Below are 14249 nucleotides of genomic sequence, written 5' to 3' on the forward strand. Positions count from 1 at the left end.
ACATTACCCCTTTGCCGGACGGAACAAGGGAAGGGTGATCTTGTCGTCGAGCGCCTCGAAGGCGACCTCGAGCCGCATGTCGAGCTCGAGCGCTTCCGGCGTCTGCGGACAATCGATGATGTTGCTCATCATGCGCGGGCCCTCGTCGAGCTCGACGACCGCGATCGCATAAGGCGGCGTGAAGCCGGGCGCTGCGGGACGGTGGTTGATGACGTAGCTGTAGAGCTTGCCCTTGCCGCTGGCCTTGAAGATCGAGACCTTGCGCGAGGCGCAGGAGGGGCAGAACGGCCGCGGCGGAAAGTAGACATTGGCGCAGGCATCGCGCAGCGCTGCAGGCGCAGCTCGCCAGCCTTGGTGCCATCCCAGAAATGCTGGGTCTCCGGTGTCGGCTTTGGTTTCGCGCGCGCGGGCTCGGCCATGTCTGATGTCTCCTCCCGAAATCGTTACAGTCTTGATGCGACATTGAACCAAGGCCCGTCAACGGTCCATCCATGCTCCGCGCAGCGGCCTGTGTCCCGCGCATGCCGCATATTCCGCCCCTCGCACAATTGCTAAGGCCGCGCTGCTTGTGTCGCTCCGATCCGGCGCGTAGAAGGGCCGCGTCCAAGATACGTCCAAGACACGTTCAAGATAGCCGGGAGGAACATATGATGCTGAGGATCATCGGCGCGGCACTCGCTGCCAGCCTCGCATTCGCCACGCAGGCGATGGCCGCCGACGCACCGTTGGAGATCAAGATCGGCACGCTCTACGCATCCTCGGGGCGCTACGCCTCGATCTCGATGCCGGTCTACAGCTCGCTGAAATTGTGGGTCGAGCAGAAGAACGCCGAGGGCGGCGTCTTCGTGAAGGCGTTCGACAAGAAGATCCCGATCAAGCTCGTCTCCTATGACGACCAGAGCAACACCGCGACCGCCTCGACGCTTTATAATCAGCTCGTCACCCAGGATAAGGTCGATCTCCTGGTCGCCGATTCCGGATCGGTGCTGACGGCGCCCGCGGTTGCGATCGCGCGCGATCACAAGATGTTCCTGTTCGACCAGACCGGCACCGGCGCGAGCTTCTTCTCGAAGGACAATCCCTACATCGCGCTGATGGCCGATCCGGTGTCGACGGTGTGGCCGAAGCCGGTCGCCGACTTCATCAGCCATGACGGTCCTGGCCTCGGCATCAAGAAGGTCGCGATCCTCTATTCGACCAACGAGTTCACCGGCACCCAGGCCAACGCGTTCCGCAAGTTCGTCAAGGAGTCCGGCGCGCCGATCGAGATCGTCTATGACCAGGGCGTTCCGACCGAGACCACCAACTACAACGTCATCATCAACAACATCAGCAACGCCAATCCCGACGCGGTGATCCATTTCGGCTATGCGCCGAACGACATCGCCTTCCTGCGCAACGTCCAGGACGTCGGCACCAAGTTCAAGATGCTGTTCGCGATCTATGCCGGCCTCGAGACCGAGTTGCTCGAGAAGAACGTCGGCGCCAAGGGTCTCGAGCACATCTGGACCTATGTGCCGCCGTCCGAATTGGACTATCCCGTCAATTTCGGGATGAACATGAAGGATTTCCGCGCCGCCTGGACCAAAAAGTACAACGACGGCAAGATGGAGTTCGGCTTCAACGCGGTGGCCGGCTACACCACGGCGCTGGTGATCGAGAAGACGCTGTCGGTAGCGACCAGCCTCGACCAGATGGAGCTGCGCCGCGCGGTGTTCTCGCTCAGCGGCCAGCTCAAGACGCTGGACGGCACCTTCGCGCTGGATGAGACCGGCGGCCAGATCGGCGAACTCACGCCGCTCGGCCAGCTCACGGTCGACGAGCACGATCACATCAAGTTCGTCTCGATCTATCCGCACGAGACCGCCACCGGCAAGCCGATCTACCCGGCGCCGTGATGCAGGTGGGTGCGGCAGGCGTAACCGTCGGCGGCGAGCGGTAGCATGACCTATGCGCTCGTTGCCGGCGTGCTGTTCGGGCTGTATTTCAGCCTGGTCGGCATCGGTCTCAATCTCGTGTTCGGCGTCATGCGCATCGTCAACCTTGCGCATGGCGACATCCTGATGCTGGGCGCCTTCATCGCGCTCGGCGTGGTCGGCATCGCCGGCATCGACCCGCTGTTCGCGGTGCCCCTGGCCTTCGTAGTGTTCGTGCTGGTGGGCGTGCTGCTATACTGGGTGCTGGTGCCGCGGCTGCAGGGCTCGGCCAATCCGGAAATGCTGTCGATCATCCTGTTCTTCGGCCTGTCGCAGGTGATCGAGGCCGTCACCACGATCTTCGCCGGCACCAGCGAGCGCTCGATCCAGAGCCGGCTGCTCGGCACCGTGTTCACGACCATCAAGGTGAAATGGTTCGGCGGCAAGGCGGGCGGCGCAGGGCCGATCCAGATCTTCGGCCAGGGCTTTCCCGCGCCGTGGGTGATCGCGGCCATCACCAGTCTGATCGCGATCGCGCTGGTCTACCTCTATCTCTACCACACAAGGCTCGGTACCCTGACCCGCGCGGTGATGTCACGGCGCGACGAGGCCTTGGCGACCGGCATCGACGTCGATCGCGTCTCGGCGGCGGCGTTCGGCATCGGGCTCGGCATCGCGGCGGTCGCCGGCGTGTTCGCGCCCTTCATGTTCGGCTCGGTGACGCCGGCGTTCGGCGCCGACGCGACCGTGACGTCGTTTGCGATCGTCGTGCTGGGTTCGCTCGGCAATCCGCTCGGCACCGCGCTCGGCGGTGTCGTCTACGGTCTCTGCTACATGCTGGTGCAGACCTATCTCAGTTCCTGGGCCGACTTGCTGCCCTATGTGTTGTTGATCGTGATCCTGTTGTTGCGTCCGAGCGGTCTGCTCGGAAGGCGGGTGCGCGTTGCATAACGCCTCGAAACACCTGCTGTTCATCCTGGCGCCGCTGGTGGTGGTGTTCGCACTGCTGCCCGGCGTGTATCAAAACCATCTGCTGCTGTTCAACTTCGTGATCTTCCTGATCCTCGCGCAAGGCGTGAACATCATCTATGGCTTCACCGGCTATCTGCCGTTCGGCTATGTCGGCTTCTTCGGCGCCGGCGCCTATGGCTTCGCCATCATGGTGATGCATCTGCATACACCGGCGCCGCTGGCGGTGCTGGTCGGCGGCGTCGTGGCGGTGGCGCTCGGCCTGTTGCTGACACCGCTGCTGCGGCTGTCGGGTGCGTATTTCGCGATCGCCAATCTCGCGGCCTCGCTCGCGGTGCTGCACTTCGTCGCCAACCCGGCGCTGGAGGGGATCACCAAGGGTCCCTACGGCGTGTCGCTCACCGGCACGTTCAACCCGACCCATGCGTACTATGCCGCGGTCGTCGTGATGGCGCTGACGGTCGGTGCGGTGGTCTATCTGAAGAACTCGCCGTTCGGGCTGGCGCTGCAGGCCGTGCGCGAGGATGCGGTGTCGGCCTCGATGGCCGGCGTCAATATCGTGAAGATGCGGGTGATTGCCTGGCTCGCCTCGGCGCTGGTCGCCGGCCTCGCCGGCGGCATCTATGCCTGGTACGTCTCGGTGTTCTATCCGGACAACGTGTTCTCCGGCGAGTTCAGCATCTTCGCGATCGTGTTCGCGCTGTTCGGCGGCGTTGCCACCATCACCGGACCGATCGTCGGCGTGCTGATTCTCTACGGCATCTACAATCTGATCGGCTTCACCACGCCGCAATATTTCCAGCTGATCTATGGTCTCCTGATCATGGGCCTGGTGCTGTTCCTGCCCTCTGGACTGGTGTCGCTGGCAACCCGCAGGGGGTGGCATGTCCCCTGAGAAAAACCCGATCCTCAAGGTCTCGAAGCTGGTCAAGCGCTTCGGCGGTTTCCACGCGCTCGACGGCCTCAGCTTTCACGTCGTGCCGGGCGAGATCCTCGGTTTGGTCGGCCCGAACGGCTCCGGCAAGACCACGGCGATCAATGTGATCTCCGGTCTCTATGCGCCAGATGGCGGCGAGATCGTGTTCGACGGCGCGTCCGCCGGCGGCGTCGCCTCGCACAAGCTCGTTCACCGCGGCATCAACCGCACCTTCCAGGTGCCGAAGCCGTTCCTGTCGCTCACGGTACGCGAGAACATCCAGGTGGCGCTGGCCTATGGCGGCGCGACCGGTGCGCCGTCGATTGCCGAACTGCTTGAGGATTTCAGGCTGAAGGAGGTCGCCGACCGTCCGGCCGCCGATCTCAACAGCGCGCAGCAGAAGATGCTCGATCTGACCCGTGCGCTCGCCACGCGGCCGCGGCTGCTGCTGCTCGACGAACTCGCGGCCGGCCTCAACCCGGCGGAGCTCGACTGGATCGCCGGCCGCATCAAGGCCTTGGCCGCGACCGGCATGGCGATCATCGTGGTCGAGCATCTGATGGGCTTCATCGAACAGATCACCGACCGCGTCATCGTGCTCAATGCGGGCAAGGAGATCTTCGAGGGCACGCTGGCGACCGCGGTACGCGAGCCGCAGGTGATCGAGGTATTTTTGGGAGGCGAGCATGCCCACTGATGCGGTGTCGCTTCTGGACACGAGGGGCGTCGATGCCGGCTACGGCACCATGCAGGTGCTGTGGGGCGTCGATCTCGACGTCCGCCCCGGCGAGACCGTGCTGCTGCTCGGCGCCAACGGCGCGGGCAAGACCACGTTCCTGAAGTCGCTGGTCGGCCTGATCGAGGCCCGCAGCGGCCACATCAAGCTCGGCAGCGAGGACATCACCAGGATGCGCTCGTCGGACCGCATGAAGCGCGGCATGACCTACATGTCGGAGCTTGCGGTGTTTCCCGACCTGTCGATCGAGGAAAATATCCGCGTCGGCGCGCAGGCGCTGGGCCATGCCAATCCGGGGGCGCGGGTCGACGAACTGTACGGCCTGTTCCCGGTGCTGCGCGACAAGCGCCGCGATCCCGCGTCCAGCCTGTCCGGCGGTCAGCGAAAGATGCTCGGCATCGCCAAGGCGCTGTCGGCCGAGCCGAAGCTGCTGGTGATGGACGAGCCCTCGGCCGGGCTGTCGCCGCTGTTCGTCAAGGAGGTGCTGCGCGCCTTGTCGAGCCTGCAGGGCCGCGGACTGGCACTCTTGATCGCGGAGCAAAATATCGGTTTTCTCGAGATTGCCACCCGCGTATTCGTGCTGGAAGGCGGGCGGATCCGCTTCTCCGGCACGGTTGCCGAGATGAGCGGCAATGAAGAGCTGCACCGCGCCTATTTCGGGCTGAAGTGATGCGAGGTGAGGCGCCGGCGGGCTGGAAATCGGCCTCGGTTCGCGCGACAATCAACTGCAAGCCATGAAGTGCAAGCCGTGAAGTGAAAGCCATGCCCAAGAATCCGACACTCGCCTCCCTGGCCGCCGATCTCGCCGGCGGCGCGACCTCTGCCCGCAAGCTCGTCGAGCAGTGCATCGCCAAAATCGCTGATCCCTCAGGCGAGGGCCAACGCACCTTCATCCATGTCGACCGCGACGCCGCGCTGGAGGCCGCCGACGCCATGGACCGGCTGCGCAAGGCCAATGCCGCGCCGTCGCCATTTGCCGGCATTCCGGTTTCGATCAAGGACCTGTTCGACATCAAGGGGCAGGTGACGCGGGCGGGCTCGCGCGCGCTGGAGGATTCCGCGCCGGCGGATGCCGATGCACCTGTCGTGGCGCGGCTCAAGCGCGCCGGCTTCATCGTGATCGGCCGCACCAACATGACCGAGTTCGCCTATTCCGGCATCGGCATCAATCCGCATTACGGCACGCCGAAGAGCGCCTGGAACCGCAGCGCCGGCCACGTGCCGGGCGGCTCGTCCTCGGGGGCGGCGGTCTCGATCGCGGACGGCATGGCGTTCGGCGCGCTCGGTACCGATACCGGCGGCTCCTGCCGGATTCCCGCCGCCTTCAACGGCATCGTCGGCTACAAGCCGACGCAACGCCGGATTCCGCTCGATGGCGGCGTGCCGCTGTCGTTCACGCTCGACAGCTACGGCCCGCTGGCCAATTCGGTGGCCTGCTGCGCCGCGCTCGACGCGGTGCTGGCGGATCAACCGGTGACGCCGATCACGTCGCGCCCGGTGAAGGGCATGCGGCTCGCGGTGCCGACCACGGTCGCGCTCGACGACCTCGACGATGCCGTCGCAAAAACCTTCGAGCGCGCGCTTGCTTCGTTGTCGCGCGCAGGCGCCTTGATCGAGCGGATCGAGGTGCCCGAATTGCTCGATGTCGGCGTCATGAACGTCAAGGGCGGCTTTGCCGCCGCCGAAAGCTATGCCTGGCATCGCTTCCTGCTGGCCAGCAAGGGCGACATCTACGATCCGCGCGTCGCCGTGCGCATCCAGCGCGGCGAGGGCTTTCCGGCCGCCGACTATATCGATCTGCTCAACGCGCGCCGCTCCTTCATCGCCCGTACCGAGAAGCGGATCGCGCCCTATGATGCGATGGTGCTGCCGACCACGGCGAACCTGCCGCCTACGATCGCCAGCCTCGCCGACGACAAGGCGTTCGCCACCGAGAATTTGCGCGCGCTGCGCAATTGCACGCTGATCAATGTGCTCGACGGCTGCGCGATCTCGCTGCCCGCGCATCACGAGGGCGAGGCGCCGGTCGGCCTGATGCTCGCCGCCGCGGGTGGTTCGGATCGGCGCATTTTCGAGCTCGCTGCCGGAATGGAGACCGTGATCCGTGTTTGATCTCACCTTCAATGTCGACGACAAAGGCGTCGCCACTCCGCTCACACTGGAAATCAGGCAGGCCGTGATCGCCGGCTGGACCGGCCGCGATCCGGTGGCGCGCGACAAGCACATCGCCGAGCTCGAGGCACTCGGCATCGCACGGCCCGCGACCACGCCGATCTACTACCGCTGCTCGGCGCGCCGGCTCACCTTCGCCGATGCCATCGAAGTCTGCGGAGAGGACTCGAGCGGCGAGGTCGAGTTCGTGCTGATCGGCTGGCAGGGCCGCATTTTCGTCGGCTGCGGCTCCGACCACACCGACCGCAAGGTCGAGAGCTACAGCGTCACCGTGTCGAAGCAGATGTGCGACAAGCCGATGGCATCGGAGCTGTGGGAACTCGACGACGTGATCGGCCACTGGGACCAGCTGGTGCTGCGTTCCTGGGCCGTGATCGGCGGCCAGCGCGTGCTCTACCAGGAAGGCACGCTCGATCACATGCTGCCGGTGAAGGACCTGATCGCGCGCGGCTTCGACCAGGGCGCGCTGCCCGACGGCTGCGCCATGTTCGGCGGCACCTTCGCGGCCAAGGGCGGCATCCGCCCGGCCAGCCGGTTCGAGTTCGAGCTGGAAGACCCGGTGCTGAAGCGGAAGATCAGCCACGGCTACGACGTGGTGACGCTGCCGGTGAGGGGCTGATTGCTCGCCGCGTTGTTGTTGTGAGGGAGATGACCGACGCTTTCTCCACGTGCGTCGTCCCGGCGAAAGCCGGGACCCATAACCACAGAGTGTTGTGGTTGGCACGCTGTGGCCCCACCGATCTCAACAACTGACGACGGTGGCTATGGGTCCCGGCTTTCGCCCATAGGCGCTAAGATAGTTTGATCATAGTCTGATAGTGGCGCTTATGTCTGGGTGGCTCGCGTAGATGTCGCCGGAGAGCGTGACTGGCTCTGCAGAGTAGAGCGATTGCGGGCTGTGGAATGATCGCTTGCCGTAGCGAAGCGACGAGCTGGCGCAGCAGACGCCACGTCACTGGGTGGGTCAGGCGGCGTCGGCCAAGCGGGGAGAGTCTTCGAGTTCGTCGACGAGCGGCTCGAGCAATAGAATGATCAGCAGATGAGCGAGGATATGGGGTCTGGCGGACCGCTCGTCGGTTCCGGGAGGTCCCTTCAGGCCAATCAGGCTTTTCAGCCGCTTGAAGCCGAGCTCAATGCGCCATCGCAGCCGATAGAGGGCGAGGATATCTGCAGTCGTGAAGTCCTCTGGCCTGAGTGAGGTCACCAGGATCACCCAATCTGCGGCGTCAAGTGTTTGCCTGGAGAGCTGATGACCTCCCTTTTGTGCAGTCCGGCGCGCCTTGCGTCGCGCAGCCGCAGCAGCTTGCGCCGGCTTCTTCGCGGCAACCAGACGCACTGCGAGCGGCGGCGCACCTGACTTGCGCTTTATCCAAATCGGCCGATCGATCAGGCCACGCGCCGAGGCGTTGCGCAGTTCGGCAGTGAGGTCAACAAGATTACCTTCGGCATCGAGCCAGCGCGCGCTCTTCCAGCCGGCCCGGATCACGAAGTCTGCATCGGCATCGACGAGATGCGCCATGCGCTCCGGTTGCAGATAGGCGCGATCGGCAAGACGGATCTCACCGGCAACCGCCGGTATCCGATCCAGCGTCTCGCCCGCTCGCTGATCGGTCAGTTCGAAGTGACCAAAGCGCTCCTGCGGAAGATCGAACGCGCTATGGATACGCCACACTGCGTTCTTGTTCCTGCCGCTCGTCCCAGCCTTGGGGACCGTCGTGGCGTCAACAATACGGATCAGACGACCGCGGATCGCCTTCGGCGCCGCGTCGGCAAGCGCCTGCTCGACCAAGATTGCCAGCCAATCTCCGCACTGACGTAAGCGATACAACAGAGCCACGTTGGAGATATCGACAAGCCCAACCGACGTGGCCCATGCCGCCGTCAACCGCAGCCCTTTCTCACCAAGGCAATAAGCCAAGATCAGGCGCAGCAAGTCGACCGCATTGCTGATCTCCCGCGGACGGACAAACGCCTTCGTCTTGCGCGCGCTAATGTTCAGAGCCTCGGCTCCGCCAAGTCGGGCGACAACGCGCGCCCAATCTTTGTTCACAAGCGATTCGTGTGCCATTCCATCTTGGAATCACAAACGAATCCAAGGCGCAAATCCTATTTTAGCGCCTATGGGCTTTCGCCGGGACGACACCGTAATTGTGGTGACGTTCTCTGCATCTTTCGATCGGAAATCGGGTGGCGCGGGCCGCAATCAGGGGCCAGATTCCGTCCCATGACAGCAACAGCCAAAACCATCACCCGTCCACCCACCGGCATCCCGGCCCGCGTCGACGGGCTCGACTGGGACCGGATCACGACCGATCTCGATGGGCAGGGATGCGCCGTCCTCAACAGCCTGCTGACGCCTGAGGAATGCGATGCCATCGCCGCGCTGTATCCCGACGACAGCCAGTTCCGCAGCCGGATCGTGATGGGCCGTCACGGCTTCGGCCGCGGCGAGTACAAGTATTTCTCCTATCCGCTGCCGGACCTGATCGCTGAGCTGCGGCCGGCGCTCTATACGCGGCTGACCGCGGCAGCCAATCGTTGGAACGAGACGATGGGGATCGATATCCGATATCCTGCGTCGCATGCGGCGTTCCTGAAGCGCTGCCATGACGCCGAACAGACGCGGCCGACGCCGCTGCTGCTGCAATATGGCGAGGGCGACTACAACTGCCTGCACCAGGATCTCTATGGCGAGCATGTGTTCCCGATCCAGGTCGCGATCCTGCTGTCGCAGCCCGGGCGCGATTTTACGGGTGGCGAATTCGTGCTGACCGAGCAGCGGCCGCGGATGCAGTCGCGGCCCGAGGTGGTGCCGCTCACCAAGGGCGATGCGGTGGCCTTTGCCGTGCATCATCGCCCGGTGCAGGGGACGCGCGGACCGTATCGTGTCAATCTGCGCCACGGCGTCAGCAGGATTCGCTCCGGCCATCGCCACACCGTTGGTGTGATCTTCCACGACGCGAAGTGAGTGCGAGAGAGGCGTGGCCACCGATCTGTTCGAGACCATTGGCGATGCCCGGCCATCGCGCGAGACGATCGCGGATGGCGCGGTGCTGTTGCGCGGCTTTGTCCGGCCGTTCGAGGCCGAGCTGATCCCGGCCTTGCGTGCCATCGTCAAGCAGGCGCCGTTCCGGCATCTGATCACGCCGGGCGGCCACCGCATGTCGGTCGCGATGACCAATTGCGGCAGCGTCGGCTGGGTCTCCGATCCCAGCGGCTATCGCTATGATCCGATCGATCCCGTCTCGGGACAACCCTGGCCTGAAATGCCGGAGGTGTTGCGCAGGCTTGCCGCCGACGCCGCTGATGAAGCCGGCTTCAACGGCTTCGCGCCTGAGGCCTGCCTGATCAATCGCTACGTCCCCGGCGCAAAACTGTCGCTGCATCAGGACAAGGACGAGCTCGACTACCGCGCACCGATTGTGTCGATCTCGCTCGGGCTGCCGGCGATCTTCCTGTTCGGCGGCCTGCAGCGCAGCGACACGCCGCGCCGCTATCGACTCGAACATGGCGACGTTGCGGTGTGGGGCGGCTCGTCACGGCTATTTTATCACGGCGTGGCACCGCTCGCAGATGGCGAGCACAGCGTGCTCGGCCGCCAGCGCATCAATTTGACCTTCCGCAAGGTGCGCTGAACCGCCGGGTGGTCTAGACTTGGCGGATGACCACCAAGGCCGACCGCGCCGTCAACCGTACCGGCGTCTATCTCGCCGTGCTGCAGCTCGTCTTCACGCTGGGCTGGACCACTTATCTGATCTATCTGCCGAAGCTGTGCGCCGATGTCGGCATCGCGCCGTCGACCGTGATCCTGATCCTGATGATGGATCAAGGCATCTTCACCGTCACCGACACGGCGATGGGCATGGCCGCCGACAGGATATCGAGCCTGGTCGGCCGCCTTGGCTTGTTTGTCGGTATCCTTGCCGCGATCTCCTGCGCCGCCTTCGTCGCATTGCCTTACGTCGCCGGCACCGGGCCGGGCGCGAGGGTCTGGCTGATCGTGCTGATCGTGATCTGGGCCGTGACGTCGTCGGCCTTGCGGGCGCCGCCGCTGACGCTGCTCAGCAAGTATCGCGCGCAACCCTCGGTGCCGTTCCTCGCGGCGCTGGCGATGCTGGGTTATGGCATCGCGGGCGCGGTCTCGCCCTATCTTGGCGTCGTGCTGCGCAACCAGGATGCACGGCTGCCGTTCGTGCTGTCAGGCGCGGTGCTGCTACTGACCGCGCTCGCCTTCTCAGGCGTCGAGCGCCGCATCGCGGCAGAGGCGCAGCCGGCGCGGCTGGCGCCCCCGGCGAAGCGGCTCGGGGCGGTGCCGATGTTCCTGATCGGATCGATGGTGCTGCTGTCGCTCGGCTACCAGCTGCACTTCAACATCAACAGCGCGCCGTTCTATTTGCGCTTTGCCAAGGCGGACGAGCTGCAATGGCTGATGCCGGTATTCTGGATCGGCTTCAACATCGCGATGTTTCCGGCAAGCATCGTCGTCAAGCATCGCGGCGGCCTGATCGTGATGGGCGCGGCGGGACTGCTCGGTGCCTTTGCGATCATCGCCGCCGAGATCGCCGGCAGTCTCAACGTCCTGATCGTGGCGCAATTCATGGCGGGGGCCGCTTGGGGCTGCATGCTGATGAGCGCGGTGTCCGCGGCGCTCGCGATCGGGGAGACCGGCGCGGAAGGCAAGGTCACCGGCCTCGTGTTCTCGGCGCTGGCGCTTGCGACCTTTGCGCGGATGGCGGCGGTCGCGGGCGGCCTGCAGAAGATGCCGGACTATGCGCCGCTGGTGCATTGGGCGCCGGTCGCCTGCTGGTCGGTCGCCGGCGCCGGCCTGCTCGTGATCGCCGCGTCACGGCTGCAACACGGGGTGAAGAGCGCTTAGCGTTGTCATTCCGGGGGCGAAACGAACCCGGAATCTCGAGATTCCGGGTTCGATGCTGCGCATCGCCCCGGAATGACGAGCGTTTGGCTTAGTTATTCCGCGCCGGATGGATGAACGCCCAGGGCGAGACTTCCGAATCCGTCGGCACTTCCACCGAGATCACGTAAGGCCCGCCGTCGGCCAGCGCCTTCTCCAGCACGGGGCGGAAGTGATCCGGCGAGGTGACCCGCGCGGCGCCGACACCGAAGGATTCTGCAAGCTTCACGAAATCCGGATTCACCAGGTCGGAGGCGACGACGCGGCCGTCGAAGCGCTCGCGCTGGTCGCGGCGGACATTGCCATAGGCGTTGTTGTTGAACACCAGCGTCACCACGGCGATCTTGAACTGCACGGCGGTGGCAAGTTCCTGCACGCCGAACATGAAGCCGCCGTCGCCGGTGATCGCGACCACCGGCTTGTCCGGATTGGCGACCTTGGCGCCAAGCGCGGTCGGGAAACCCGAGCCGAGCGTGCCCTGATAGCCCGAGGTGACGAAGGTCCGCGGCTCGTAGATCGGAAAGCCGTACCAGGAGGTGAAACCGACCTGCGACAGCTCGTCGGTGACAATGGCGCTCGCCGGCAGCACCTCGCGCAGGATCTTCAGATAGGCCATCTGCGGCTGGATGCGCTGGATCTCCTGCTCGGTCGCGGCCGTCGCCTCGCGGATCGCGGCGCGGCGGCCGGAGGTCCTGCGGTAGCCCACCTTGCGCACAGCGGCGGCGAGATCGGCGGTGCCGGCCTTGGCGTCCGCAATCACGCCGGCATCGGCCGGCCAGCGCCGCAGCTCGACCGGATCGATGTCGATGCGCACGCATTTCAGTCCGGCGGGCTGGTAGGGCCAGCGCGACATCGTCGGCAGCTCGAGGCGCGTGCCGATGCCGATCATCAGGTCGGTCTTCGGCCAGAGCTTGTAGGCCGAAGCCATGGTGAGCCCGAGTTCATGCGCGTTGGAGACGATGCCGCGGCCGCTGCGGAAGGCGACGACAGGCGCGTCGATCATCTCGGCCAATTCGAGGATCTCCTCGCGCGCCTCGATGGCGCCGCTGCCGACGAAGATCATCGGCGCCTTGCTGCCGGCGATCAGGTCGGCGGCGGCCTTGATGCGGTCCGCATCGGGCTGCGGCGCCGGCAACGGATCGAACGGCTTGACGGGCGCGACCTGGGTGCGCTGGGTGAACACGTCCCACGGCATCTCCAGCGAGGCCGGGCCGCGCCGGCCCGACAGCATCTCCTGGAACGCGCGCGACACCAGCGCGGGGGCGTTATCAGGGTATTCGATCCGGTCGGCCCATTTCACGAAGGTGCGCAGCGTCGCGAGCTGGTCCGGCATCTCGTGCAGATGGCCGCGGCCCTTGCCGAGGAACTGCGTCGGCACCTGACCGGTCAGGCACAGCACCGGCTCGTTGCAGCCGAATGCGGTGAGCAGCGCCGCCGAGGCGTTGAGCACGCCCGGGCCGGGCACCACGCTGAACACGCCGGGCTTGCCGCTGGAGCGCGCATAGCCGAACGCCATGTAGCCGCAGGCCTGCTCATGCCGGGCGCCGATCACCTTGAGCTGGGCCTGGTGGAAGGCATCGAACAGGCCATAGATCTGCGCGCCGGGCAGGCCGAACACGGTGTCGACGCCGTGGGCGACGAGGCCGTTGACGATCGCTTCGCCGCCGGATGTAGAGGTCATGGCACTGTCCACTTTGCTGGTGAGGTTAGGTGGCTTCGTCGACGACGCTGTTGCGCAGGATGCCGACGCCTTCGGCCTCGACCTCGACGACATCGCCGGGCTTCAGATAGCGCGGCGGATCGAACCGCGCACCTGCACCGGTCGGGGTGCCCGTGACGATGATGTCGCCGGGAACCAGCGTCGTGAAGGTCGAGATGTAGTTGATGAGGTAGCGGAAGCCGAAGATCAAGCGCGAGGTGCGGTCGTCCTGGCGGGTCTCGCCGTTCACCCGCGTGGTCAGGCGGATATCGGCGATCTGCGCTTCACCGGTGTAGGGCACGATCCACGGGCCGAGGCTGCCGGTGGAATCGAAGTTCTTGCCCTGGGTGACGTTGAACTTGGCGTGGCGCACCCAGTCGCGGATGGTGCCTTCATTGCAGAGCGTGATCGCGGCGATGTGATCGAGCGCGGCGCTCTCCGCAATGTGCCGGCCGGCCTTGCCGATCACCAGAACCAGCTCGCCCTCATAGTCGAGCTGCGGCGAGATGCGCGGCCGCACCACCGGCGTGTTGTGGCCGACGAAGGAGCGCGGCACCCGCAGGAACATGCTCGGGTATTTCGGCGCGTCCGAGCCGTCCTTGTATTCGGCATTGCGGTCCGGGTAGTTGACGCCGATGCAGATGATCTTTTCCGGCGCCGGGATCGGAGGCTGCCAGTCGACTGCGTCGAGCGCGTGGTCGGGCGCGCGCCTGGCGGCGTCCTCCACGAGCCTGCTCAGCGCGCCGGCGGCGATCGCCTCGCGCAGCGTCGGATAGTCCTTGGCGAAGCGCGACGAGAGGTCGACGATGCCGGTGTCGGTGACGACGCCATAGCTGGTGGCGCCGTTGAAGGAATAGGTGGCGAGGCGAGGAGAGGGCATTAGTAGTCCCATAATTGGTGTCGTCCTGCGAAAGCAGGGACGACGTGAG

General features: G+C 65.3%; 13 protein-coding genes and 1 pseudogene. 10 read left to right on the forward strand and 4 right to left on the reverse strand.

The features are described from left to right. Positions 1 to 3 precede the first annotated feature (3 nt). Positions 4 to 419: pseudogene (locus ACVMDN_RS09455) on the reverse strand (Zn-ribbon domain-containing OB-fold protein). A 228-nt stretch (positions 420 to 647) separates the two neighbouring features. On the opposite strand from ACVMDN_RS09455, the gene ACVMDN_RS09460 reads away from it, so the two are divergent. The 7 genes from ACVMDN_RS09460 to ACVMDN_RS09490 all read left to right on the forward strand — a co-directional run bounded on the left by ACVMDN_RS09460 (position 648) and on the right by ACVMDN_RS09490 (position 7328). Next, positions 648 to 1898, forward strand: coding sequence for an amino acid ABC transporter substrate-binding protein (locus ACVMDN_RS09460; RefSeq protein WP_233475624.1), 1251 nt, complete (start codon positions 648 to 650; stop codon positions 1896 to 1898). A gap of 45 nt (positions 1899 to 1943) precedes the next feature. Further along, the gene (locus tag ACVMDN_RS09465; RefSeq protein WP_028338731.1) at positions 1944 to 2867 is read left to right on the forward strand and encodes a branched-chain amino acid ABC transporter permease; all 924 of its coding nucleotides are present in this window, start codon (positions 1944 to 1946) and stop codon (positions 2865 to 2867) included. Then, positions 2860 to 3780: a branched-chain amino acid ABC transporter permease gene (locus ACVMDN_RS09470; RefSeq protein ID WP_057015729.1), complete on the forward strand. Its 921-nt coding sequence runs from the start codon at positions 2860 to 2862 to the stop codon at positions 3778 to 3780. The genes ACVMDN_RS09465 and ACVMDN_RS09470 overlap by 8 nt, the downstream gene beginning before the upstream one ends. Further along, positions 3770 to 4498 carry an ABC transporter ATP-binding protein gene (locus ACVMDN_RS09475; RefSeq protein WP_076832970.1) on the forward strand — a complete coding sequence of 243 codons (729 nt, stop codon included), beginning with the start codon at positions 3770 to 3772 and terminating at the stop codon, positions 4496 to 4498. Before ACVMDN_RS09470 ends, ACVMDN_RS09475 begins: the two co-directional genes overlap by 11 nt. Beyond that, positions 4488 to 5207: an ABC transporter ATP-binding protein gene (locus ACVMDN_RS09480; protein ID WP_076832973.1), complete on the forward strand. Its 720-nt coding sequence runs from the start codon at positions 4488 to 4490 to the stop codon at positions 5205 to 5207. Before ACVMDN_RS09475 ends, ACVMDN_RS09480 begins: the two co-directional genes overlap by 11 nt. A gap of 92 nt (positions 5208 to 5299) precedes the next feature. After that, positions 5300 to 6649: an amidase gene (locus ACVMDN_RS09485; protein ID WP_076833562.1), complete on the forward strand. Its 1350-nt coding sequence runs from the start codon at positions 5300 to 5302 to the stop codon at positions 6647 to 6649. Then, entirely contained in the window at positions 6642 to 7328 is a 687-nt protein-coding gene (locus tag ACVMDN_RS09490) for a DUF2848 domain-containing protein (protein ID WP_076832975.1), read from the forward strand. The genes ACVMDN_RS09485 and ACVMDN_RS09490 overlap by 8 nt, the downstream gene beginning before the upstream one ends. 345 nt (positions 7329 to 7673) lie before the next feature. Here ACVMDN_RS09490 and ACVMDN_RS09495 read toward each other — a convergent pair whose 3' ends face one another. Next, positions 7674 to 8759 (reverse strand): IS4 family transposase, encoded by a 1086-nt coding sequence (locus ACVMDN_RS09495; RefSeq protein ID WP_253587271.1) that lies wholly within the window; start codon positions 8757 to 8759, stop codon positions 7674 to 7676. A gap of 174 nt (positions 8760 to 8933) precedes the next feature. Between ACVMDN_RS09495 and ACVMDN_RS09500 the strand changes: the two genes are divergently transcribed. The 3 genes from ACVMDN_RS09500 to ACVMDN_RS09510 are packed head-to-tail and all read left to right on the forward strand — an operon-like array spanning position 8934 to position 11585. Next, positions 8934 to 9677 carry a 2OG-Fe(II) oxygenase gene (locus tag ACVMDN_RS09500; RefSeq protein ID WP_076832978.1) on the forward strand — a complete coding sequence of 248 codons (744 nt, stop codon included), beginning with the start codon at positions 8934 to 8936 and terminating at the stop codon, positions 9675 to 9677. Between the two features lie 13 nt (positions 9678 to 9690). After that, positions 9691 to 10344 carry a DNA oxidative demethylase AlkB gene (gene alkB, locus ACVMDN_RS09505; protein ID WP_057015725.1) on the forward strand — a complete coding sequence of 218 codons (654 nt, stop codon included), beginning with the start codon at positions 9691 to 9693 and terminating at the stop codon, positions 10342 to 10344. Positions 10345 to 10370: 26 nt separating this feature from the next. Beyond that, positions 10371 to 11585 (forward strand): MFS transporter, encoded by a 1215-nt coding sequence (locus tag ACVMDN_RS09510; RefSeq protein ID WP_076832981.1) that lies wholly within the window; start codon positions 10371 to 10373, stop codon positions 11583 to 11585. Between the two features lie 88 nt (positions 11586 to 11673). Here ACVMDN_RS09510 and ACVMDN_RS09515 read toward each other — a convergent pair whose 3' ends face one another. Beyond that, positions 11674 to 13302, reverse strand: coding sequence for a thiamine pyrophosphate-dependent enzyme (locus ACVMDN_RS09515; RefSeq protein WP_057015723.1), 1629 nt, complete (start codon positions 13300 to 13302; stop codon positions 11674 to 11676). A 25-nt stretch (positions 13303 to 13327) separates the two neighbouring features. Continuing rightward, entirely contained in the window at positions 13328 to 14200 is an 873-nt protein-coding gene (locus tag ACVMDN_RS09520) for a fumarylacetoacetate hydrolase family protein (RefSeq protein ID WP_057015722.1), read from the reverse strand. Positions 14201 to 14249: the final 49 nt, after the last annotated feature.

It is taken from the genome of Bradyrhizobium sp. USDA 4510 (assembly GCF_054059095.1).